At 38.0% G+C, this 23,296-nt stretch carries 22 protein-coding genes and 1 riboswitch; of the genes, 2 read left to right on the top strand and 20 right to left on the bottom strand.

Features of this window, described 5'->3' with window-relative positions; genetic code table 11:
- Window positions 1-37: 37 nt before the first annotated feature.
- The 10 genes from IGL56_RS05360 to mgtA form a co-directional block, all read right to left on the bottom strand.
- Window positions 38-499, bottom strand: a complete 462-nt coding sequence (locus IGL56_RS05360) for a SprT family protein (protein ID WP_002365561.1) — start codon at window positions 497-499, stop codon at window positions 38-40.
- 26 nt (window positions 500-525) lie between these two features.
- Window positions 526-2,718, bottom strand: a complete 2,193-nt coding sequence (locus tag IGL56_RS05355) for a Tex family protein (RefSeq protein WP_430599852.1) — start codon at window positions 2,716-2,718, stop codon at window positions 526-528.
- 97 nt (window positions 2,719-2,815) lie between these two features.
- Window positions 2,816-3,550: a metallophosphoesterase family protein gene (locus IGL56_RS05350; RefSeq protein WP_002392539.1), complete on the bottom strand. Its 735-nt coding sequence runs from the start codon at window positions 3,548-3,550 to the stop codon at window positions 2,816-2,818.
- A 238-nt stretch (window positions 3,551-3,788) separates the two neighbouring features.
- Window positions 3,789-4,958: a molecular chaperone DnaJ gene (dnaJ, locus tag IGL56_RS05345; RefSeq protein WP_002357822.1), complete on the bottom strand. Its 1,170-nt coding sequence runs from the start codon at window positions 4,956-4,958 to the stop codon at window positions 3,789-3,791.
- A 54-nt stretch (window positions 4,959-5,012) separates the two neighbouring features.
- Window positions 5,013-5,135, bottom strand: coding sequence for a hypothetical protein (locus tag IGL56_RS05340; protein ID WP_002357824.1), 123 nt, complete (start codon window positions 5,133-5,135; stop codon window positions 5,013-5,015).
- A 114-nt stretch (window positions 5,136-5,249) separates the two neighbouring features.
- Window positions 5,250-7,079 (bottom strand): molecular chaperone DnaK, encoded by a 1,830-nt coding sequence (gene dnaK, locus IGL56_RS05335; protein ID WP_002357825.1) that lies wholly within the window; start codon window positions 7,077-7,079, stop codon window positions 5,250-5,252.
- A gap of 59 nt (window positions 7,080-7,138) precedes the next feature.
- Window positions 7,139-7,678: a nucleotide exchange factor GrpE gene (gene grpE / locus IGL56_RS05330; RefSeq protein WP_002357827.1), complete on the bottom strand. Its 540-nt coding sequence runs from the start codon at window positions 7,676-7,678 to the stop codon at window positions 7,139-7,141.
- Window positions 7,679-7,732: 54 nt separating this feature from the next.
- Window positions 7,733-8,776 carry a heat-inducible transcriptional repressor HrcA gene (gene hrcA, locus IGL56_RS05325; protein ID WP_002357828.1) on the bottom strand — a complete coding sequence of 348 codons (1,044 nt, stop codon included), beginning with the start codon at window positions 8,774-8,776 and terminating at the stop codon, window positions 7,733-7,735.
- A gap of 225 nt (window positions 8,777-9,001) precedes the next feature.
- The gene (gene hemW / locus IGL56_RS05320) at window positions 9,002-10,150 is read right to left on the bottom strand and encodes a radical SAM family heme chaperone HemW (RefSeq protein WP_002357829.1); all 1,149 of its coding nucleotides are present in this window, start codon (window positions 10,148-10,150) and stop codon (window positions 9,002-9,004) included.
- A gap of 243 nt (window positions 10,151-10,393) precedes the next feature.
- A complete protein-coding gene (gene mgtA, locus IGL56_RS05315; RefSeq protein ID WP_002357830.1) occupies window positions 10,394-13,054 on the bottom strand; it encodes a magnesium-translocating P-type ATPase in 2,661 nt (886 codons plus the stop codon).
- Between the two features lie 113 nt (window positions 13,055-13,167).
- A riboswitch (M-box (ykoK) riboswitch) is annotated at window positions 13,168-13,338 on the bottom strand.
- 252 nt (window positions 13,339-13,590) lie between these two features.
- Between mgtA and IGL56_RS05310 the strand changes: the two genes are divergently transcribed.
- Both IGL56_RS05310 and IGL56_RS05305 read left to right on the top strand, forming a co-directional pair.
- The gene (locus tag IGL56_RS05310; protein WP_002382245.1) at window positions 13,591-14,466 is read left to right on the top strand and encodes a LysR family transcriptional regulator; all 876 of its coding nucleotides are present in this window, start codon (window positions 13,591-13,593) and stop codon (window positions 14,464-14,466) included.
- 23 nt (window positions 14,467-14,489) lie between these two features.
- Window positions 14,490-15,377, top strand: a complete 888-nt coding sequence (locus IGL56_RS05305; RefSeq protein ID WP_002357832.1) for a LysR family transcriptional regulator — start codon at window positions 14,490-14,492, stop codon at window positions 15,375-15,377.
- Window positions 15,378-15,438: 61 nt separating this feature from the next.
- Here the strand turns inward: IGL56_RS05305 and IGL56_RS05300 are convergent, their stop codons facing one another.
- The 10 genes from IGL56_RS05300 to IGL56_RS05255 form a co-directional block, all read right to left on the bottom strand.
- The gene (locus tag IGL56_RS05300; RefSeq protein WP_010815967.1) at window positions 15,439-16,587 is read right to left on the bottom strand and encodes an FtsW/RodA/SpoVE family cell cycle protein; all 1,149 of its coding nucleotides are present in this window, start codon (window positions 16,585-16,587) and stop codon (window positions 15,439-15,441) included.
- Window positions 16,553-17,728 carry an FtsW/RodA/SpoVE family cell cycle protein gene (locus IGL56_RS05295; protein WP_002357834.1) on the bottom strand — a complete coding sequence of 392 codons (1,176 nt, stop codon included), beginning with the start codon at window positions 17,726-17,728 and terminating at the stop codon, window positions 16,553-16,555. The genes IGL56_RS05300 and IGL56_RS05295 overlap by 35 nt, the downstream gene beginning before the upstream one ends.
- A 158-nt stretch (window positions 17,729-17,886) precedes the next feature.
- Window positions 17,887-18,147 (bottom strand): DUF2087 domain-containing protein, encoded by a 261-nt coding sequence (locus tag IGL56_RS05290; protein ID WP_002360471.1) that lies wholly within the window; start codon window positions 18,145-18,147, stop codon window positions 17,887-17,889.
- Between the two features lie 25 nt (window positions 18,148-18,172).
- Complete coding sequence (locus tag IGL56_RS05285) at window positions 18,173-18,514, bottom strand: DUF1048 domain-containing protein (protein ID WP_002357836.1); 342 nt, start codon at window positions 18,512-18,514, stop codon at window positions 18,173-18,175.
- 3 nt (window positions 18,515-18,517) lie between these two features.
- Window positions 18,518-18,841 carry a PadR family transcriptional regulator gene (locus IGL56_RS05280; protein ID WP_002357837.1) on the bottom strand — a complete coding sequence of 108 codons (324 nt, stop codon included), beginning with the start codon at window positions 18,839-18,841 and terminating at the stop codon, window positions 18,518-18,520.
- A 149-nt stretch (window positions 18,842-18,990) separates the two neighbouring features.
- A complete protein-coding gene (locus IGL56_RS05275) occupies window positions 18,991-19,587 on the bottom strand; it encodes a GNAT family N-acetyltransferase (protein ID WP_065813895.1) in 597 nt (198 codons plus the stop codon).
- Window positions 19,587-20,537 (bottom strand): riboflavin biosynthesis protein RibF, encoded by a 951-nt coding sequence (gene ribF, locus IGL56_RS05270; protein ID WP_002357839.1) that lies wholly within the window; start codon window positions 20,535-20,537, stop codon window positions 19,587-19,589. Before ribF ends, IGL56_RS05275 begins: the two co-directional genes overlap by 1 nt.
- 25 nt (window positions 20,538-20,562) lie before the next feature.
- Complete coding sequence (truB, locus tag IGL56_RS05265) at window positions 20,563-21,483, bottom strand: tRNA pseudouridine(55) synthase TruB (protein WP_065813896.1); 921 nt, start codon at window positions 21,481-21,483, stop codon at window positions 20,563-20,565.
- A 151-nt stretch (window positions 21,484-21,634) separates the two neighbouring features.
- Entirely contained in the window at window positions 21,635-22,759 is a 1,125-nt protein-coding gene (locus IGL56_RS05260; RefSeq protein ID WP_002392536.1) for an SH3 domain-containing protein, read from the bottom strand.
- A 118-nt stretch (window positions 22,760-22,877) separates the two neighbouring features.
- Entirely contained in the window at window positions 22,878-23,273 is a 396-nt protein-coding gene (locus tag IGL56_RS05255; protein WP_002357842.1) for a phage holin family protein, read from the bottom strand.
- Window positions 23,274-23,296: the final 23 nt, after the last annotated feature.

Genomic DNA, 23,296 nt, shown 5'->3' with positions numbered 1-23,296 from the left:
TTACTGGTCTTTGTCAAGATAACAAAGACCAGAATCGTTAGATTTGTTCTTTTTTCGCTTGCCAGGACAAACGCCCATGACATTTTCCGCAGACATATCGTGTCGTATCAATTCGTCGTTTTCTGAGGATGACTTCTCCACAAGACTGACATTGGTACTGATGGAAAACTGCTTTTTTCCGTTCTACTAGAGGCGGTGCATAACGGGCACCGCCAGTCTTAGCCAATAACTCTTTAAAGTCCTTATCTTTATGCTGATAGCCTTTGCCAGCTAAATGTAAATGATAGTGACATAACTCATGCTTAATGACTTTTTCCAGTTCCTCTTGTCCATACTTTAAAAAGACAGTTGGATTAAAATCCAGGTGATGCGAAGCTAAATGATAGCGACCGCCCGTAGTTTTTAACCGCCGATTAAATGTAGCTTGATGCAGAAAAGGTTTCTGAAAAAATACGATTGAAATTTTTTCCACTAGCGTTTGAAGCGCTTGATCTGTCATCAAGACTGGTTGAGACTCTTTCATTGTTACTCTTTTCTATCAGCCCGAGGCAACATGGTTAAACTAATACGCCCCTTTTTCAAGTCAACATCTTCTACCCAAACTGTGACTACATCACCCACCGCAACAACATCCGTTGGGTGCTTAACAAATTTAGGACTTAACTTAGAAATGTGGACTAAGCCATCTTGCTTCACACCAATATCGACAAACGCACCAAAGTCAATTACGTTTCGAACAGTCCCTTGCATTTCCATTCCTGGTTTCAAATCTTCCATCGTCAACACGTCTTTACGTAAAAGTGGTGCTGACATCTCATCGCGCATATCACGACCTGGTTGGATTAAACTAGCAATAATATCCGTGAGTGTTTCTGAACCTACTTCTAACTCAGTAGCTAATTGATGCACTGGTAACTGTTTCAATTTTTCGATAGCTTCTGCTGTCCCTAATTCTTTAGAAGCAATCTCTGCTTTTTCTAAAATTGCTTGTGCTACTGGATAACTTTCTGGGTGAATGCCAGTGTTATCTAACACATTTTTGCCATTAGGAATTCGTAAAAAGCCAATTGCTTGTTCAAATGCTTTTGGTCCTAAACGAGGTACTTTTTTGACTTGATTTCGTGCTGTAAAGACACCATTTTCATCACGATAAGTGACTAAGTTTTGCGCCGTTGTTTTATTTAAGCCAGAAATATGTTGTAAAAGTTGAGCACTCGCTGTATTCACATCAACACCAACTTGGTTTACCGCAGTTTCTACAACAAAATCCAATTGCTCGGCAAGACGTTTTTGCGATACGTCATGCTGATATTGACCGACCCCGACTGCTTTGGGATCAATTTTTACTAATTCTGCCAACGGATCTTGTAAACGACGTGCAATGCTGACCGCACTTCGTTCTTCGACTTGTAAATCAGGAAACTCTTTACGAGCCACTTCACTCGCAGAGTAAACGGAAGCCCCTGCTTCATTAACAATCACGTAAAAGACGTCCCGTTTCACCGCTTTTAATTGCTCTGCCACAAACAATTCAGATTCACGACTTGCCGTTCCGTTTCCAATAGCTACCATGTCCACTTGATAGTCTTCAATGATCTTTTTAAAGGCTGGACCAGCGGCTTCACGTTTCGCAGCAGTGGCTGGTTTATGTGGATAAATCACTTGAATTGCTAAAACTTTACCAGTTTCATCGACAACTGCTAATTTACAGCCTGTCCGATAAGCCGGGTCAAATCCTAGAACAACTTTTCCTTTAAGTGGTGACTGTAATAATAAATTACGTAAATTTTCACCGAAAATTGCAATCGCTTGTTCATCAGCTTTTTCTGTTAATTCATTGCGGATCTCCCGTTCAATCGCTGGCCCAATAAATCGTTTATAGCTATCTAAATAAGCAGCCTCAATGTATGGAGCAGCAAAACTTGTTGCTTGTTTGCCGATTAGTTGACGTTGGAAATAATCATTAATTTTTGTTTCATCAGCGACAAGGGAAACCTTTAAAATGTCTTCTTTTTCACCACGATTCGTTGCTAAGACACGGTGCGGCACCATTTTGCTAACTGGTTCTGCAAAATCGTAATACATTTCATAGGTCCGCTTTTCGTCTTTTTCTTCATCCTTAACTACGCTAACGTATTGCGCATGTTTAACCATATAATCACGTAACCATGTTCGGTATTTTGGTTCATCGCTAATACGTTCTGCTAAAATTTCATGAGCACCTTGCAAGGCTATCTCGGCGGTTGCAACTTCTTTTTCTTCATTAATAAAAGTAGCCGCTTTAGCTAAGATATCCGCGTTTTCAGGTAAAGAGAGCAACCAATCTGCTAATGGTTCCAACCCTTTTTCTTTCGCGATAGTCGCTTTAGTCCGACGTTTTTGTTTATATGGTCGATATAAATCTTCCACTTGTTGCATTTTTACTGCTTTTTGAATATCTGTTTTGAGTTCTTTTGTTAGTTTTCCTTGCTCTTCAATTAAACGGAGAACTTCTTCTTTCCGCTTTTTCAAGTTTTGTAAATAATGATAACGTTCTTCTATTTCACGGATTTGGACTTCATCTAAACTTCCAGTCATTTCTTTCCGGTAACGGGCAATAAAAGGAACTGTATTTCCTTCATTTAATAAAGTTAAAACCGTTGTTATTTGTTTTGAACGATACGTTGTCAATTCTTTTTGAAGTAGCGCTACTACTTCTTCGTTATAAGCTTCTGCCATTAACTAGATACCTCTTTTCTTATGCATACTTATCTATTTTAGCATATTTTTGCTTCTAAATATAGAAGTGAGGTAACTGATTCGTGCGATTAAGGAATCAAAATTCTGGTTGCCATGCAGGGGTGCGTTTTTGATATTCGATATCTTGGACAATGCCTTTTTCATTAAAAATCACACCATGCACAGAGCCGCCAAAAATAGCACCACCATCTATCCCAATTTTTCCATCACTTTGCCAAAGGTCCGTTGTCTGCATATCACCATGTAACATCGGGGTAATAGTATGACCAAAAACAATGGTCTTGCCTGTATTATTTTTCCCTTGATGAAAGGGTTCGCGAATCCACAAAAAATCCTTAGGTGCTGTTTGCCGCCAATCTTCCATCGTTAAATCAACCCCAGCATGCACAAATAAGTAATGCTGCCATTCAAAATAAAGTGGTCGTTTTGTTAAAAAATCAATTAACTCTGGATAGCGACTACGGATCATTAAGGCCATTTCTGTTGGTGAGTATTCTGCAGTAGCTCCTGGATGCAAGAGACTTTCAATTGTTTCCTTGCCACCATTGCGAACATATCCTGCAAACCAGTCCTCTGGATTTTGAAGAAACTGCAAAAAATATTCTTCATGATTGCCTCGTAAATAAACAGCGCCGTGTTGCTCGACAAGTTCTTTTCCTTTGAGAAAACAGGCTTTAGAATCCGGACCACGGTCGTTTAAATCACCAATTAAAACTAGCTGATGCTCAACTGGGTCATAGTCTGTAAGTAAGGCATCAAACAAATCTGCTTGTCCATGAATATCACTGATTACATAAACATATGGTTTCATAAATAAGCCCTCCTAACTTGCTTATATTAAGTATACGCTAAATTTTAAAATATTCTCGTAAAATGTTTGGAAATAAAAAACGAAAATAGGACATAAGTCAAAACGACTTATGTCCCACTCTCTAAATCTTAAAATAATCAGCTAAACAAAAGCAGTATCTGCAATTACTCGTTGCAATTTAGCTTTCAAGAGTGATGAACACTTGGAGCTAACTGCTTTTGTCTCTGACTCGTTTGGTTTATTTTTTCTTCTTACCGCCAAACGCATCTTTCATTTTATCAAAGAAGCCTTCTTCTTGTTGTTCAGTTACATTTTGTCCGCCAGCTTTTGCAAAAGCTCGTAGGGCATCCTTTTGTTCTTCATTAAGATTTTTTGGTGTTATTAATTTCACTTTCACGTGTTGATCACCATTGCCCCCACCACGTAAACGTGGCGCACCTTTGCCTCTTAAGCGGAAGTTTGTGCCAGTTTGTGTTCCAGCCGGAATTTTTAATTTCACGTCACCATGAACAGTTGGTACAGTTACTTCGTCCCCTAGAGCCGCTTGGACAAAACTTACTGGTAAATCATAGTAGATTTCTGCGCCATCTCGATCGAAAATATCACTATCTTCAACACGAAAGACTACATATAAATCACCATATGGTCCACCATTGGTACCCGCTTCTCCTTGGTTAGCTAAGCGCATTTGTTGGCCGTCTTCTACTCCAGCAGGCACATTTACTTTGACAGTATGTGCTTTTTTCTCATGACCTGTGCCATGACAAGTTGGACATGGTTCTTTAATTTCTTTCCCTGTGCCATGACACACATCACAAGTTTGACGACTCATCATACGACCTAATGGCGTTTGACGTTCAACATTGATTGTTCCAGAGCCATGACATTTATGACAAGTTTCTGGGTGTGTGCCTGGTTTGGCGCCATTACCGCCACAGGTTGCACAAGTATCTTCTCGATTGTACTTAATCTCTTTTTCGACACCGAAAATAGCTTCTTCAAATTTCAATTGAATTGTATATTGTAAATCGGCGCCTTGTCTTGGTGCATTTGGATCAACAGAACGACCACCGCCGCCGCCAAAGAATGAATCGAAAATATCTTCGAATCCACCAAAACCACTACTGCTAAATCCGCCGCCACCGAAACCGCCAAAGCCACCAGCGCCGCCACCGTAATTAGGATCAGTTCCTGCATGGCCATATTGGTCATAGGCCGCTTTTTTCTGTGGATCACTTAATACTTCATACGCTTCAGAAACTTCTTTAAATTTTTCTTCCGCATCGGCTTCTTTGTTAATATCTGGATGGTACTTTTTGGAAAGTTTGCGGTATGCTTTTTTAATTTCATCATCTGAAGCACCTTTTGCTAATCCTAGCACTTCATAATAATCTCGTTTCGTCGCCATTGACTTCCCTCCAACTTTCTTCAAACTTTACAATGTGTTTAGAACCAGCCAAATTCATCGATTGCTTTCGGTCTCTCTGGTTGGATTATCTGTCACACCTTGAATCAGTGTTACTAGCTGTGAATAGGTATTTTCAGCTTGTTTAACATCGTTGTAATCATACCACAGTTCTTTCAAAACCTAAATAGTTTCTTGCTAACTTGATTGTGGTTGATTTTCTCACAAAAGACAAGGGACTGGGACATTAGTCATTGTACTAATGATCCAGTCCCTAAAATCAATTGTTATTGATTATTTGTCATCACCATTTACTTCTTCAAAATCAGCATCAACAACATCATCAGCGCCACCTTGGGCAGCTTCAGGATTTTCTTGTGCTTGTTGTTGCGCAGCTTGTTCGTAAAGTTTTACTGTTAAGTTTTGGACGATTTCATTCAATGAATCACGTTTTGCTTTCATTTGTTCGATATCGTTTGCTTCGATGGCTGCTTTTAATTCATCACGCGCATCTTCTGCTTTTTTCACTTCTTCAGCGTCTACTTTGCCTTCTAATTCTTTCAATGTTTTATCAACAGTGAATAATAAAGCATCTGCATCGTTACGTAAGTCAACTTCTTCTTTACGTTGTTTATCTGCTTCAGCGTTTGCTTCAGCATCTTTCACCATACGTTCGATTTCATCATCAGATAAACCTGAAGAAGATTTGATCGTGATTGTTTGTTCTTTTTGAGTGCCTAAGTCTTTCGCACGAACATTTACAATCCCGTTTTTATCAATGTCAAAGCTTACTTCAATTTGCGGCACACCACGAGGAGCCGCAGGAATATCTGTTAATTGGAAACGACCTAATGTTTTATTATCAGCGGCCATTGGACGTTCACCTTGTAAAACGTGAATATCAACAGCTGGTTGATTGTCAGCAGCAGTTGAGAAGACTTGTGATTTACTTGTTGGAATCGTAGTGTTACGATCAATTAATTTTGTAAATACGCCACCCATTGTTTCAATCCCTAATGACAACGGTGTTACGTCTAATAAGACAACGTCTTTAACATCACCAGTGATTACGCCACCTTGGATTGCAGCACCCATTGCTACTACTTCGTCAGGGTTAACTGATTTGTTTGGTTCTTTGTTTGTTTCTTTGCGAACAGCTTCAACTACAGCTGGAATACGTGTTGAACCACCAACTAGGATAACTTCGTCGATTTCAGAAGGATTTAATCCAGCATCTTTCAAGGCTTGACGTACTGGTACTTTTGTACGTTCAACTAAATCACTTGTTAATTCATCAAATTTTGCACGAGTTAAGTTCATTTCTAAGTGCAATGGTCCTGCTTCGCCAGCAGTAATAAATGGCAAGCTGATTTGTGTGCTTGTTACACCTGATAAGTCTTTTTTCGCTTTTTCAGCAGCATCTTTCAAACGTTGTAACGCCATTTTATCGTTAGCTAAGTCAATGCCATTTTCTTTTTTAAATTCTGCAACCATGTAGTCAATGATTTTATTATCAAAGTCATCCCCACCTAGGTTGTTATCACCGGCTGTTGATAATACATCGAAAACGCCATCGCCTAATTCAAGGATTGACACGTCGAATGTACCACCACCAAGGTCAAAGACAAGAATTTTTTCATCTTTGTCTGTTTTATCTAAGCCATAAGCTAAAGCTGCTGCTGTTGGTTCGTTAACGATCCGTTCTACTTCTAAACCAGCAATTTTACCAGCATCTTTTGTTGCTTGACGTTGCGCATCGTTGAAATATGCAGGAACTGTAATAACTGCTTTTTCAACTTTTTCACCTAAATAGTCTTCAGCAAAACCTTTTAAATATTGTAAGATCATTGCAGAAACTTCTTGTGGTGTATATGATTTTCCTTCAACATCAACTTTGTAGCCAGCTTCACCCATGTGACGTTTAATAGATGAAATCGTGTTAGGATTTGTAACAGCTTGACGTTTTGCTACTTCGCCCACTTGAATTTCACCGTTTTTGAATGAAACGACCGAAGGAGTTGTGCGGTTACCTTCTGGGTTTGCAATAATTTTCGCTTCGCCGCCTTCTAGCACTGCGACAGCTGAGTTTGTTGTTCCTAAGTCAATACCAATAATTTTACTCATAGTGAATATCTCCAATCTGTATTAGTTTTCTATAATAATATATTTTTAATTAACGTTTGTTATTGTGCAACAATGACCATTGATGGTCGTAACACACGATCTTGTAATTTGTACCCTTTTTGTAGAACTTCAACAATGGTATCTGCTGGGGTTTCTTCAGAAGCAGGGACTGTTTGAACGGCTTGATGTAAATTTGGATCAAAGGTTTCACCCATTGCTGGGATTTCTTCAATTCCTTCTTCTTTTAAAGCCACAGTAATACTTTCTAGCACCATCGAAATACCTTTTTTCAAGCTTTCGCCTTGTTCATCTGATACTTCAATAGCCATTGCTCGTTCTAAATTATCAATGGATGGTAAAATCTTTTTACCTAAATCTTGTGAGCGGTAACGAACTAATAATTCTCGTTCGTTTTTATTTCGATTGCTCATATTAGCAATTTCGGCTCTTGCCCGCAAGAACTTGTCTTCCATTTCGGAAAGCTCTGCTTTAAGATTTTCAATCTCTGTTGCTTCAACTTCTACTTCAGAAACGCCAGCAGCATCAACAGCTTCCATTTCTTCTTGTAATTCTTCTTGCTTCTCTTCTTTTTTACTCACTTCAGCAACTTCCTTTCTCTTTATGCATCTACTTCTTATCCTAACAAGGTTTGCTTAATTACCTAAAAAACGGTAATAGTCACCTAGTTGTGAAGCTAGCTCATGTCGAAACGTGTCTACCAAACCGAATATTTTTGAATACGGCATACTGGTTGGTCCTAGCAGGGCAATTGTTCCTTTGCCATGTCCTGATACTTCATACGTAGCAGTGATCATGCTCATATCTTCTAAGAGATTGTTGCCAATTTCTGAGCCGATACGAAAAACAATTGGATTTTCTGTTGTTGCAGAACCATTTAATAAATGCGTCAGCTCATCAGAATTTTGCATAAAGGAATAGACAGATTTCAATTGTTCAATATCTTGTTTGATGCCAAAATCTAACAAATTCATGCGACCACCGACAAAGACTTTTTCTTCAAAGGCATGTCCTAACATCTCATCGAATAAGTTCATCATTCCTTCTGGCGTTTGGAAATAGCGATGTAAAATCATCGGAATCTCCGTCCGCAAACGATGATAAACGGTCAACAAAGGTTGTCCAACCAACTTATCATTGATGATTTGTGTCATTTTTTCAAGATCTTGGCTAGAAACAGCGGCAGGAATGGCAAATACTTGGTTTTCAACATTGCCTTTATCTGTCACTATAATAGCAAGGACTTGCCGATCATTCAAAGGAACCATTCGAAAGCCGGTTAATTTCCGTTCTTTCACTTCAGGTCCTAATGAAAAAGCAGTATAACTTGTCAATTCTGATAGAATTTCAGCGGATTGTCGAATAATATCATTAATCTCATGAAATTCTTTTCCAAAAGATTGACGGATTCTTCTAAGTTCGTTCTCTTCTACTTGTGTTGGTTGTAAAAGATGATCCACGTAGTAACGATAACCAGCCATTGAGGGAATTCGCCCTGAAGAAGAATGAGTCTTAGCTAATAAGCCGTATTCTTCTAATGCTTTCATATCATTACGAATTGTGGCAGAACTAGAGGCAATGCCATCCTCCATCAATTTCTTAGAACCGACAGGTAAGCCCGTGTTCGTGTAATTTTGGATGATAAGTCTCAAGATATTTTGTTGTCTTTCTGTAATCATCGTTATTACCACCCTTCATTAGCACTCTTAACATCTAAGTGCTAACTACATATACTAATATAACAAGTCCTTACCTTTTTGTCAAGGGAAATACGCAACTTTTTAGCACTCTTCACGCAAGAGTGCTAATTGCTACAAACCACCTTCAAAAACCATCAATACCAACTTTTGTAATAAAAAAATCATCGAAATGCTTTGTCACACTTCGATGATTTTTTTATTTTTTTACTCTTTTTCACTTAACAAAAAAGCTTCAAAAACATTATTCCCCACAAATAGTCCTTTTTTCGTTAAACGTAAGATATCTGCTTCTTCAATTAATAATTCTTCTTTGATTAAGCGTTGAATGACCTCTCCATAAATTGCTTCAATTGGTTCATGAAATTTTTGTTGGAATTTTTGTTTAGAAATGCCTACTTTTTTACGTAAGCCTAAAAATAACTCCTCTTCTATTTGATTTAGACGAGTTAATTCTTCAGTCTCCACAATTGGCAATTGATTTTCTCGCAAGGGTTTCAAATAATGTTGGATTGGACCGTGATTTTTGTAACGAGTTTGCCCAAGATAGCCGCTGGCACCTGCGCCAAATCCATAGTAGTGGTCATTATTCCAATAAGCCAGATTATGCTGGCTTTCTTTTCCTGTTAAAGCAAAATTACTAACTTCATATTGGTGACGTCCTTTTTTCTCCATTGCTTCAATCGTTTCGTCAAACATTTGTGCTTCGATTTCTTCTTCAGGCAGCTGTAACCGTCCTTGACGAACCCAGTTCATGAACATTGTTTTATTTTCAAGAATTAATGAATAAAGCGAATAGTGCGGCAAGTCCAATGCTAAGGCTCTTGTCAAAGTATCGCGAAAACTTTCCAATGTTTGTCCAGGTAAAGCATAGATTAAGTCAATACTGACATTGGTAAAATTTTCTTTCTCTAAAAATTTCATTGTTTCATAAACATCTGCGGCGGTGTGCTTGCGACCGATTTTTTTGAGCAAGCGATCATCAAATGTCTGAACGCCCATCGAAAGACGATTGACGCCATAGTTTTTCATGACTTGTAATTTTTCTTGGGTTAAATCACCAGGGTTTGCTTCCACCGTAAATTCATTTCGGTCATCAAACGTTAGCTGTTCGCGAACCCCTTTTAGTAGCACATCTAACTGTTTCGCTGATAATGAAGTTGGCGTGCCTCCGCCAATATAGATGGTTTTCATTTCTTGTTCTGGATACAATGCTTGCGTAAGTTGAATTTCTTTTAATAAACTCTGAATATATTCATCAACTGGTTGTCCTTCTAAAAAGACCTTGTTAAAATCGCAATAATAACAAATATGCTCACAAAATGGAATATGAATATAGGCCGACCGATCGAACATCGGCGTTGAAGTTGAAAGTTGGTTTGTTTTTGTCATTAGCTCGTTTTATCTCCTTATTACCAAAAAGCTCGTTCTTTTTGGAAAGTCTCTACTAGCCATACTAACTGTAAATGACAAATAAATCCATAAAAAAATTCGCACAGTTACTTTAAACAACAACGAGGAGCTGTCATAAAAACCGACACCTCCTCAACCTTGAAAGAAAAGTAAAAAAATTTTTCTATATATAATAGTACAAATCAGTTACAGTAATTGACCGTAACGTTTGACGTATAAAACTTTAATGAACGCAACCAGTGCTAAATAAGCAACAATTGTCGGGATTAAATACAAGAAATAGCTTGGTGATAAACCGACAAATCCTAGTTCTGCACCGAAAGCGGTAAAGGGTAAAACAGTTCCGAGAACAATCCCTGCTGTAGTGACTAACGTCATAATTCCAGAAGCACTACTTTGAAGGAAAGGCATTTTTTCTGTTCGTAGGAAATGCAAGACGAGCATTTGGGACCATAAGGACTCAATGAACCACCCTGCATGGAAAATACCGATAAAGAGCAATTGATCTGCTCCATTTAATTCAAAGAATGAGCCACCTAGGATAGCCGGACACACAATGAAATACATAAATAAATAGGTAACAATATCAAAAATAGAACTCGTTGGGCCAAACCAACGCATAAAATTACCAATTGATTTTGGTTCCCATTTTTTTGGTTTTTCTACGTATTCTTCATCTACTTTGTCCCAAGGAACTGACATACACGAAGTATCGTAAATTAGATTTAATAATAGCGATTGAATCGGAGCAATCGGTAAAAATGGTAAAAAGATACTTGCTGGGATCACGGAAAACACATTGCCAAAATTAGAACTTGCTGTTAATTTGACGTACTTCATCGTGTTCGTAAACACGCGCCGTCCAGATAAAATTCCTTTTTCTAAAACCATTAAATCTTTTCTCAATAAAATTACATCCGCCGATTCTTTCGCCACATCGACAGCTGTATCAACAGAGATTCCTACATCAGCAGCACGCATTGCTCCAGCATCATTTATTCCATCACCTAAAAAGCCAACAGTTTGACCATTTTCAGTTAACGCATTTACAATACGAACTTTTTGGTCAGGCGTAATTTTGGCGAAAATATTATACGCTTGAACGGTTTTTCTTAATTCTTCTTGGTTTAATTGTTGAAGTTCATTTCCTGTAATAATTTTTTCGCCAGCCAGACCAACTTCTTTACAAACAGAATGTGTCACATACTGATTGTCCCCCGTTAATACTTTCACAGCTACATTATGTTGATGCAAGGCGTGAATAGCTGCCGCTGCTGTTTCTTTTGGCGGATCCAAGAAGGCAAGATAGCCTTGTAAAATCAACTCTGATTCATCTTTAGTTGTATACTCCCATTCAGCCGCTTCGACTTTTTTATCGGCAATTGCTAGAACGCGCAAACCATCTCGATTTAAAGCTTCAACGTCTTTGGTAATTTTTTGACGCAGCGTCTCTGTTAAGGGCACAATTTCGCCATCTAAAAGTACCTGTGTGCAGACCAAGAGCATTTCTTCAACCGCACCTTTGGTAATTAAGCGTGTTTCTCGCGTTTTAAACTCTTTGATAATCACGCTCATTCGACGTCGATTGAAATCGAAAGGAATTTCATCTACTTTATAAAAATCATCTGATTGTATATCACTTTCTTGCGTCGCCGCTTGAATAACGGCGTTATCCATTAAATTACGCAAACCTGTTTGAAAATAACTGTTTAGAAATGCTAAATCCAAGACTTTTTGATCTTCTTGGCACCCAATATTATAGTGGTATTCTAAAATTACTTTATCTTGTGTTAAGGTACCTGTTTTATCCGTACAAAGTACATCCATCCCGCCAAAATTTTGAATGGCATTGACATTTTTCATAATCGTGCCTTCTTTAGCCATTTCTCGAGAACCTTTGACTAAATTGGTTGTTACAATCATAGGTAACATTTCTGGTGTCAAGCCGACAGCTGTGGCAATCGCAAACATTAACGCTTCCACCCAATCGCCTTTTGTTAACCCATTAATTAGAAAAACAGTTGGCGTAATAACCAACATAAAGCGAATCAGCACCCACGTTGTTTTATTAATTCCTGTTTCAAAACTCGTCTGCTGCTGCTCTTCTCCGTTATCAGAAGCCATCCGTCCGAATAAAGTTTGATTACCAACTTTAATGACAATGCCCAAACCAGTGCCACTAATGACATTTGTTCCTAAAAACAAAAGATTGTCGTATTCTGTATCAATTTGATCACTATCTTTTTGATGAGTCGCGTGTTTTTCAATGGGAAAACTCTCTCCAGTCAAGGATGATTGGGAAACAAATAAGTCCTTAGATTGGATTAAACGTAAATCGGCTGGAATCATATCGCCAGCGGATAGTTGGACTAAGTCGCCACACACAACTTCCTCGATAGGAATTTCCATTTGCTTCTTGTCACGAATGACTGTCGCTGTAACTTTAATCATATTTTGTAATTTTTCAACTGCATTGCTTGATTTGACTGATTGGACAAAACTCATCGTGCCGCTTAAGATGACCATCGCTAACATAATTAACACGCCAGTAACATCTTTTTCCTCTGGCGCAGCATAGACATATTCTGTAAAAAATGAAATCGTGGCTAGTGCTAGTAACACCAAAGTAAACGGCGTGATATACGATTTTATAAAAAGTCGCAGCCGTGAAGCTTTTTTTTCATTCATAATTTTGTTGCGGCCATAACGTTCTTGTAATTCTTCAATATCTTGGTGTTTAATGCCATCCCAAGTTGAGCCGAAACGTTGTAAAACTTTTTCTACTTCTGAATGGGCAAACTTTTTGTAACTATAGTCATGGCCCAAGTGACGCATTTTCTTTTCCATTTTCTTTCACCTCATTTATCTGTTGTTGACTTGAATTGACGATCGGTTCATCTTCCATTTTCCTCACCCTTTCCACAAAAAAAGACACGCTGAAAACTCAACGTGTCAAAGAATAATCGTTCTTATCGTTGAGCTTTAGCACTATACAACGTAAAAAGCGATTGCTTTTAGCTACCTTAAGAAAAGCCTTCATTCGACAGTTCCTGTTCTACCCATTGGCGTCTCTCGACATTTTTGGGCAGTAGCCTATGTTTGTATAGGAGCCTCACCTAACAAATCTTATTTAATTACAACAACAAGTATAATTCTTCCTTGAAAAAATAACGATATAGAAAAAGTTTTTAGCAGATAACTTTTTGTCCATTCAGTAACAAAAAGAAAAATAATCCGCTTATTTACTATGGTTTTCTGGTATGATTCGTATTTATTCATAGAATCATAACTGGTTAAATTAATCTAAAGACCGTCAGATAGCCTTGTCGAGAAGCTTTTCTTCTGCTATTTTTTGTATAGTTAAAGAAACGGCGGTGAGGAAAATGAAATTACAACAACTAGAATATTTTATGGCAGTTTCAAAGTATGCGAGTTTTACTTTAGCTTCTCAAAAGCTCCATACGAGTCAACCTTATTTAAGTACCCAGCTCAAGGAGTTGGAACGTGAATTAGGTGCTTCATTAATTTTAAGAGACAAGAAACATTGTCGGCTTTCTCCAGCAGGCGAAGTCGTCGCCAAGCGAACAGAAATGATTTTTGCACTCATTAAGGAAGCGCAAGAAGAGATTAATGAATTAGTGACCCAAGGATCGACAACGACCATTCGGATTGGAACAAACTTAATTGATATAGATAAAGCATTTGGAGAAGTCTTGTTGTTATTTAATCAATCCTATCCGTATGTAAGTATTGATTTTAAGTATTATTACGATCTTGAAACAGCTTTGGAAACAGATTTAATTGACATTGGGATTGGGATATTTTTGGATACCTCGATTCCATTAGAGAAAGAATTAATTTATACAGAAAGCTATCTCCTTTGTGTCAATAAAAATCATCCTTTAGCCCATGCCGATAGCGTAACGATTGACGAAATTCGTTCTTTACCTTTTGCTGCATATTCCGATCAAGTATATGAAAAAAAAGTGTTTAAACGTTGGGAACGTAAAATCAATTGGGAAAATCGGCAAATCGTCATCGAACTCCCTTCTCTTCATTTAGTCTTAGACATGGTCCAACGAGAAAAAGCCTGTAGCATCCTTCCCTATTCACTCACTGATGAACTAAACAGACGTAACTTAGTTGGTATTCCTCTGGAAGATAGTCCAGAACGAGCCATCTATTTAGTTCAGAATAATCATCACGGACATTGTGAAGCACACCGTTATTTATTCGAACAATTACGTTATTTATTCTAGGAATAGAAAAAGGAGGAATTCCCATGGAACTATTTCGTTTACATTATTTTTTAGAGTTATGCAAAGTGAAACAATTTACTAAAGCAGCCGAAAATTTAGCAATTTCTCAAGCTGCCCTAAGTAAGCAAATAAAAATTCTTGAAGCAACGTTAGGCGCGGAACTTTTTAATCGCCAAGGTCAAACTACCACCTTAACGCCAGCTGGATTAATTTTAGAAAAATATTGTTGGCGCATCACCAATGAGTTGGTCTCAATTGAAGAAGAGCTAAAAGAAATTAATCATTCTTCCAACCATATTTATGTAGCCACTTATCTCTGTGATTTAGAATATAAATTGAATGACTTACTAATGACAACATTAACGGATCGTTCATCCAACTTACAAGTCCACACTATTATTACAGAAAATATTCTTCAATCCTTGGAAACAATGGATGCAGATTTTGGTATTTCCTTTGCTGACTTACCATTACCTGAACATATTGGTAAAATTGATTTATTTACAGCAAATTATCAATTCATTTTAAGAAACGATCATCCAGCTTTGGCCAAAGCTACGACGGAAGAAATTTTAAAAGAACTAACAATGTACCCCTTCGTCCGTTTAAATACCGAATTTTCCGAGCAAAACAAATTAACCAATTGGCTAGATACTACGTTTTCTAATTTTTCTCCAGAGAAAGTCATTCAAGTGGATACTCTTTCACTTATTACTCACTTGGTGTCTCATTCCGATAGTTTCGCTATTGTCCCCGAATACACAAATATTCAACTTTTAGACAATTCGATTCATACACTAACTTACCAAGAACTACCTAAACGAAACATGGCAGTTTATTATTTAAAAGAACGTTACATGAGTCGACAACTTCAACAACTTTTGGCTGAATGCCAAAAACAATTTCAATAGTAAAAACCAAGACTAGAGCTTGTCGGCAAGCGAGTTCCAGTCTTGGTTTTTATTTGTGTTTTCAGGTAGCGGCTTCTCTTCCTTTGACAAATCCTAAAGAAGTGATAGCCATCACTAGCGAAGTGCCTCCTTGACTTAAAAACGGAAGCGGAATACCTTTTAACGGCAACAGTCCAATCACCGCACCGATATTCTCCACCGTTTGAAAGACCAGCGAAAAAATGAGGGCGACACAGATGTACATACAGAAACGCGAATTGCTCCGCAAGCCAGCTACTAAAACTTGATAAAACAAGTAAAAATAGAGAAAAACAACAGTGGCACTGCCCACAAAGCCCCAGGCTTCCCCGATAAAAGTAAAAACCATATCAGACTCACGAACAGGAACATACACTTCAATCCCATGCACACCCTTGCCAAATAAACCACCCGAACCAATTGCCAATAAGCCTTGTACTTGTTGATAGGAGATTTTATCGACATAATCATAGGGATGAATCCATGCTAAAATTCGATCCAATTGATATTGTTTAAAATGTAAAAAGAAGAGTACTTTGTGCCCCCACTCTGTAAAGACTAACAGAATCAAGACCACGCCTAACGTTGCTAAAGCACTGAAAATAATGATTAAAATTTTGCGATCAATTCCCGAAATAACTAAAAGAGATAGAATAATCGTTACGAAAACAAGGGATGTCCCAAAATCTTTTTGTACCGCCATCAAGAAAAAAACAGGGACACTAACCGCAACGATTTTTTTTAGAAGTTGCTTGTCTGAACGCCATTTATCAGACCAGTCTTGTTGCTCATGTTGGATAATAATTTTTGCCAACATTAAAATAAACGCAATTTTCGCAATTTCTGATGGCTGAAATTTAATAAACCCTAAATCTAACCAGCGCTTTGTGCCCGTCAATAAATACATTCCTTTGTCATAGGAAAAATACAAAGCACTCATTAAGATTAATGAAAACCCATAGAAAAAAGGAGCTACTTTCCAAATAAATTTCTGTGACAGCCGACTAGCTAAAAACATGCCTGCATAGCCAACAAAAATAAAGAAAAGTTGTTTTAATGCTGGCACAGTTCCATCTTTTCCTTCATTAACGGCAATCCAATATTGCACACCAGAAGATAAAAGTGTGAGTAAAAAAATGGGCAATAATAAATCATAATTAAGATGTAAGTTGAATTTTTTTGTATTGACCATTTAACTGCCGCCTTTCGTTTGCAATAATTTTAATGACGATTCCTAATGCCACTGAAAAGATTAAATAACTTGTCCCACCGTAACTAACAAACGGTAAAGGAATTCCCGTCATTGGAATCAAACCCAAAACGCCACCAATGTTAATCGCCGTTTGAGCTAAAATCAAGGTCCCGACCCCTAACAAAAACAAGCCGTAACAATGATTTTTTATTACACAACTACTCCGCAAAATCGAGGCCGCTAAAAATAACAAAAGAAATAGCAATAGTAAGCCGCCAATCAAACCAAGTTCTTCCACAATCACCGCAAAGATAAAATCGGTTTGACCTTCTGGCAAGCCACCTTTTTTTACCATACCATTGGCTAGTCCAGTGCCCCAAAACCCACCGTTATACATCGCTAAATAGGCCATTGAAGGCTGAAATCCGCGATCATGAAAGGATAAAAACGGATTTTTCAAAACAACTAAGCGGTCATACACATGCGCAAAAAAATGTGGTAAGTAGCGGTGATCGCCTAGAAAAATAATTATTTTAGAAAGAAGCGCCGCGCTAGCAACGACAATCCCCGCAGCAATTACACTAAATTTTGCATGAATACTTGCTGAGAAAATTAAGACACTGCCAATAACTAAAATAAGAATGGCCCCGCCAACTTTGGGTTGAATCAAAACTAAAAATGCAACGACCAAAACAAACAGCCATTGTTTCCTTAACTGCTTCGTTGTCAAGCCATTTTCTTTTTCACCTAAATAACAGCTCAAGTAATAAATAATCGCAAAATTACAAAGTTCTGATGGCTGAAATTGGATTCCAAAGAGAGAAATCCAACGTTGTGCGCCATTCGCTGCTACACCAAAAAAAGGTAGTCGAACCATTAGCAGTAATAGTACCGAAACTAAAAGCAGTCCAATCGCAATTTTCTTATTAAATAACACTTCTAGTCGAACTTTGTAAATCACGAACATTAGCACCCAGCTGAGACACATAATAATGCCTTGTTTAATAAACACAGCAGTGGGCTTCACGCCTTGCATCAACAAGTCATAGCTACTGGCGCTATAAATCATTAACGCGCCAATAATACTTAATATAATAAAGGTCAAAAGAATTTTTGTTAGACCTAAAGTACGTAGATTCATTCTCTCACCTCTATCTTTTTCTAATTAAATCAATCTTACCAGTCTGAGTTAGAAAACAAATAGAGAGTTTTTTATAGAACTATTACTAAGCTTACATAACAAAAAGTAGCTAGACTTGGTTCATTTCACCTAGTTTCGCTACTTTTAAAAAAAGCCATTTATATAATTTTTGTGTGTTGCTCACATTTCTGATAAATTTTTCCAAACTTATCTCTTTCTAAATACTGATAATCTACTAAATACCGTCTCAAAAGTGCATAATCTTCATAGATTTCTCTAAGTCGCTGATTGACTTCTTTTTCCGTATATTCTTTCCCAAATTCAAATTGGTTGGCCACACGTTGAAACACTTGGACTTTTTTCGCATTTTTCTTGGGAATAACCAGCAACTTTCCTTCTTTAAAAAAATTTTCAACCATGTTTATTCTCTTTTTTTTGTTTTGACTATTGTTTAGAAAATTGATGATTCAGTTTTTCTTTCTGTTTATCGGTCCATTTGCCAGCGACTTCATTGACAATTGTTTCAGCAAAATCACCTACTTTTTCTCCCGTAATATTTTTGATAGGTGTTCCGTTAGCAGCTCCTTCTTCAAACAAATCAAGTAAATCAGTCAACGCATTGAACATATTGGCTCCGCTATGATCTGAAAAATGCCATGCATATTTTTCAATTTCTTGAAATACTTGTCGATACTCTGCTGGTAATGCTGCAATCCGTCGTTTATATTCTTTGTACTCTTTTTTATCCCCCACAACTTTTTTGATCAACGCTTTAAAATTTGACATGCTCTATCCCTCCATTTTTTTCATCTTGTTTACTTGTTTTGAAAGCAACGTCCAACGCTGCCAAAAATCAGCGAGTTCTGCTTCTCCTGATGAGGTTAAGCGATAGAACTTCCGCATTGGTCCTTTTTCTGAAGGCTTTTTTTCAGCTATAACCCATTGATTTTTTTCTAAACGCAGTAAAATCGTATAAACGGTTCCTTCAACAATTTCAGTAAACCCTTGGTCATTTAAAATTTTTGTAATTTCATAACCATATGTTTCTTTCCTTTGGATGATGGCTAAAACTAAACCTTCTAAAATGCCTTTTAGCAACTCTGTCTGCTTCACTGCTTTTCCTCCCTAAACTACTCTTTAGTACTATGTACCACTACATAATAATACTGAGTACCGGTTCTGTCAACTACTTTGTAATAAAAAGTAGTAAAGACGCGACAACCACCAGTACTTAACTAGTAGTTGTCGCGTCTTATTATTCTTTATTCATTTATTCCGAGTTCTGCTTCAAAGGCTTCTAATTCTGCAGGGTGTGTTTCTGGATAAGCAAAGCATGTTGAAAAATGCCACTCCCCACCACTTGTGCCAAAATAACCTGGCAGTAATTCCAAAGCCAATAATGCTTCTGATATTTCTTTTTCCGGTAACGTAATCTGAAAAGTAGTCGCTGGAACAAAACCGAACTTCGTATAGTAAGTTGGATGGCCCAGGATAATCAATCCGCCGACGCCTAATTCTTTGGCCTTCTGCACAGAATGCTTAATTAACGCTGAGCCTACGCCCGTGTTCTGTGCTTCTGGATGGACACTTAGCGGCCCAACGGTCAAAACAGCCTTTTCTGTATGATCAGGTAATCGTAGTTTGGCTTTTGAAGACATAATATGACCCGTTAATTTTCCTTGATCAGTTTCTGAAACTAAGGACAACTCCGGAATAAAGTCGGCACTTTCTCTTAATAAATGCACGATAAAATGCTCTGTGGGACGCCAGTTTTCGGTCAAGTTTAATTCCTTGAACGCTTGATACGTTAAACGCTCTACAGCTTGATACTCTGCAGGTTTTTCTTGACGAATCTTCATTATTTGTCCTCAGATTGTTGGAAATAGTCAGCCGTATCTCGTTCATCTTGTTTTAATTGGTCGATCAAGGCTTCAGCCCCATTGAATTTCACTTGGTCACGTAAATAATGATTCCAACGAACCACCACTTGCTCACCATAGATGTCTTGATGGAAGTCCAAAATATAGACTTCCACGGTTAAATCGCGTCCTTTTCCAAAGGTGTCATTATGACCAATTGAGCCCATGCCGACATACCATTTGCCACCAACTTCGATTTGCACAGCATAGACGCCAATTCTTGGTAAGCGCACGGTGCTTTTCACTTTGACATTAGCGGTCGGGAAACCCAATAAACGGCCACGAGCATCGCCATGGACAACTGTTCCTTCTGTTTCATAAATATATCCTAACAACTCCGTGACCTCCTCCATTTCGCCGGCTTCCATTTTTTCGCGAATTCTTGTTGAGCTAATTTTGGCACCAGTCATTTCTTCTTTTGGTACTGTCACCACTTCAAAACGGCCTTGCGCATAAGTTGGTAACTGTTTGACTCCAGCGATTTCTTTAGGACCATACGTATAATCAAACCCAGAGACTGCCACTGCACTATTTAAATTAACGATATACTGATCGACAAAATCTTGCGGTTTTAATTGAGCAAACGCTGAAGTAAATTCGACAATATATAAAATATCAACGCCCAAGTTGGCCATTAGGCGTTCTTTTTGTTCCAAGCTAGTTAAATATTTCATATTTTCTGGTAAAACTTTTTGAAAAACGATTGATGGGTGTTGGTTGAAGGTCATCACAGCTAACTTCAAGCCTTTTTCCTCTGCAATCTTTTTGCCTGTTTCAATTACTTTTTGGTGGCCTTTGTGAACACCGTCAAAAAAGCCTAGGACCATCACGACTTCTTCATTAGGAATTTGATTGGGTTCATAGGGATGATGTAGTTGAATAACTTGCATGTGCAAAAACTTCCTTCTTTTTTATTTAATTGTTCCGTAGAACTTTACTTGGTTTCAATAATTTATCATGCGTTGGGTGTGGCATGTATAAACTAACCACTTGATTTTGGTAAAATAAGGCAACTAAGGATTCTGGCATTGCCTTTATTCCTAGTTCTTTTTTGTGCAAACGCATGCCGTTTTTTACTTTTTGATACAATTCATCTGATAAATCAATTCGTGGGAATTGTTCTACTGCTGTCTCAATAGGCAACAGGCATTGATCAATTGTTTCAGCAGCCATTTGTTTGGCTACTTCTTCTAACGTTAAGCATTGCGCAGCTTGCAAACCGCCACTTGCCGTTCTCGTTAAATCCGACATATGGGCAGGATAGCCTAATTTTTTGCCAGTATCCACGGATAATGTCCGCACATAGGTTCCTTTGCCACAGACCACTTTAAACCGCCAACTTTGTGTTTGAGCAGATTCATTAAAATTTGGTTCACTAGTACGTTCAAATGAATAAATCATAGCTTTTCGTTGGGGCCGTTCAACTTCTTCCCCGTTCCGGGCATATTCATATAAACGTTTACCATTGACTTTCACCGCAGAAAACATCGGTGGTATTTGTGTGATTTCACCTGTCATTTCGGCCATTGCTTGATCAATTTGTTCAGTTGACAGAGGTGTTGTAACTGGTTTTTTTTCAACAATTTCGCCACTAACATCTTCGGTTGTCGTAGCAAATCCAAGTGTAATTTCACCTTCATAGGTTTTGCCAGAATCTACCATGTATTCGATCACTTTCGTTCCTTTGCCAACGCAGATGGGTAAGACCCCTTCGACATCTGGATCTAGCGTACCACCATGACCAATTTTTTTGGTATGTAAAATTTTTCTCAATTTAAATACGCAGTCATGACTTGTCATGCCACGTTCTTTCCATAACGGTAAAATGCCGTCCATTATAGTTCCTCCAGTTCCGATAATACTAACTTTGTCATTATAGCATAAAAGTACCTAGCTTCGCAGTCTCCGTTACTTATTCCCTTTGGCAAAATCTCTGCTAAATGCAAAAAAGCCACAAACTCTGATAAAAGCAGAGTTTGTGGCTTTTTTAGCTAGTAAATGATCCCCATGTATTCTGTGCGTTGCCATCGTTTGGTCCGATTGGCAAATAAATTCTCGCGCCTGACGTATCTGTCCCACCAATAAAAACATACCCATCTGCAATATAAAACGCATCGTAATAAAAGCGAGTATTTTTGGGCCAAATACCATAAATGGGTGCTGACAAACTAGGTTGTCCTGCTCTTAAAACAATGCCTTCGTCCACACCAATTAAAAATGATTTCTTCGTTTGCGGGTGCCAAAGTTCAGCAATGTCGCCGTCGTTCACATAACCTAACAAGTGTCCGCTATTTTCAATACGGTAAAGGTTTTGTCGGTCTGGTAATTTCGCTGTAATTGTTCCTACCTGTGTCCAAAGTGCCTCTGCTAATAGATGTTCATTGATTAAAGCATCTGGTGTTGGATAGATTGAAGTGAAACGAATTGCTTGTCCTACTTGATATTTTGGTGCATTAGGTTTACCCGGCTGAACAATGACAGTCTCACCTGTTTCAGAAACGCCCGTTTGTAAATCTTGTGCCAACTGCGCTTTACTAATCCCCCAACGCGCTAAATAACCATAAGGATCTGTATGATCTCCCCACCAATTTTTTGTAATCCAATCATGAGTGACTATTCCATAACCTGTTCCATCGTCCAGCGAAAAATCAGCACCAATGTTCTGAGCCAAATCACGGGCCAAATTAACATAGGCAGCATAATCTTTTTTAAACGTCGCCGCATTATTCGTGCGAGCCAATTCGATTTGCGCATAGGCTTTTTGGTTAGCTAAAGAACCTGCGCCATATTGAATTTGGCCAGCAGGAGCTAATTGTTTCACTCGTCCACCAGATCCGACAAAATATGAGACATAAGCATTTGACCAATTTCGTTTCATATAGGCTACTTCATTGTCTAAACTGTGTGGTCCTAGGTTCCGCTCGTTTCCAGATTCATGTAAAACAATTAATTCATTGCTTGCAGAGCCTGGAAAATAAGTAAAGTTGATCGGATCCGCTTCGATGATGTAAGCGCAAGCCGTCATCGGAATCGTTAAACTTAAGCCAATCACTAAAGCAAGTTGAATCATTAATTTTTTAAACATAGCATACTCCTTTCTAAAAAAAGCCATGAAAGGAAAGTCAAAATAACTTCCCTTTCATGGCTTAAACCTGCAGATAAATGGCGGGACAGAAGTAATTTCTTCGGCAATCAGCCGAAAGTTCTACGTTTGTCCCGACCACTTCTACTTAATCATCTTTATTTTTTAACTGAATAAATAACTCTTTTAACTTTTTCGGCATAGGAATAAAGGTCGCAATGTTTTCAAAAAAAGAAAGTCCTTCGTTCGCAATGTAAAAAATCAGAACCATTTCCCGAATTGGCAAATTGTTCCCCACAACTTTTTCAACACGAACCGCTACGGCAACCACAAATAACATCGTCACTTTTTTCGCAATTCCGAGCATACCAATCCGACTGGACAATTCTTTTGTGGCGATTGCCTTAATCCAACCTGTGATGAAATCGACAATAATTAAAAAGAGGAAGACATCCAACAATTGATCTAATCCACCTAATAAACGTACGACAATCCCACCGAAAATGCTTAAAAGCATTGTTATTGTGTTGAGATAACGTTCCATAAAAAGTCTCCTAAACTAGCTTG

Source organism: Enterococcus sp. DIV1316a, from assembly GCF_050536915.1.
In the GTDB taxonomy this organism is placed as follows: Bacteria; Bacillota; Bacilli; order Lactobacillales; family Enterococcaceae; genus Enterococcus; species Enterococcus faecalis.
This window is presented reverse-complemented; position numbering and strand designations above follow the sequence as displayed.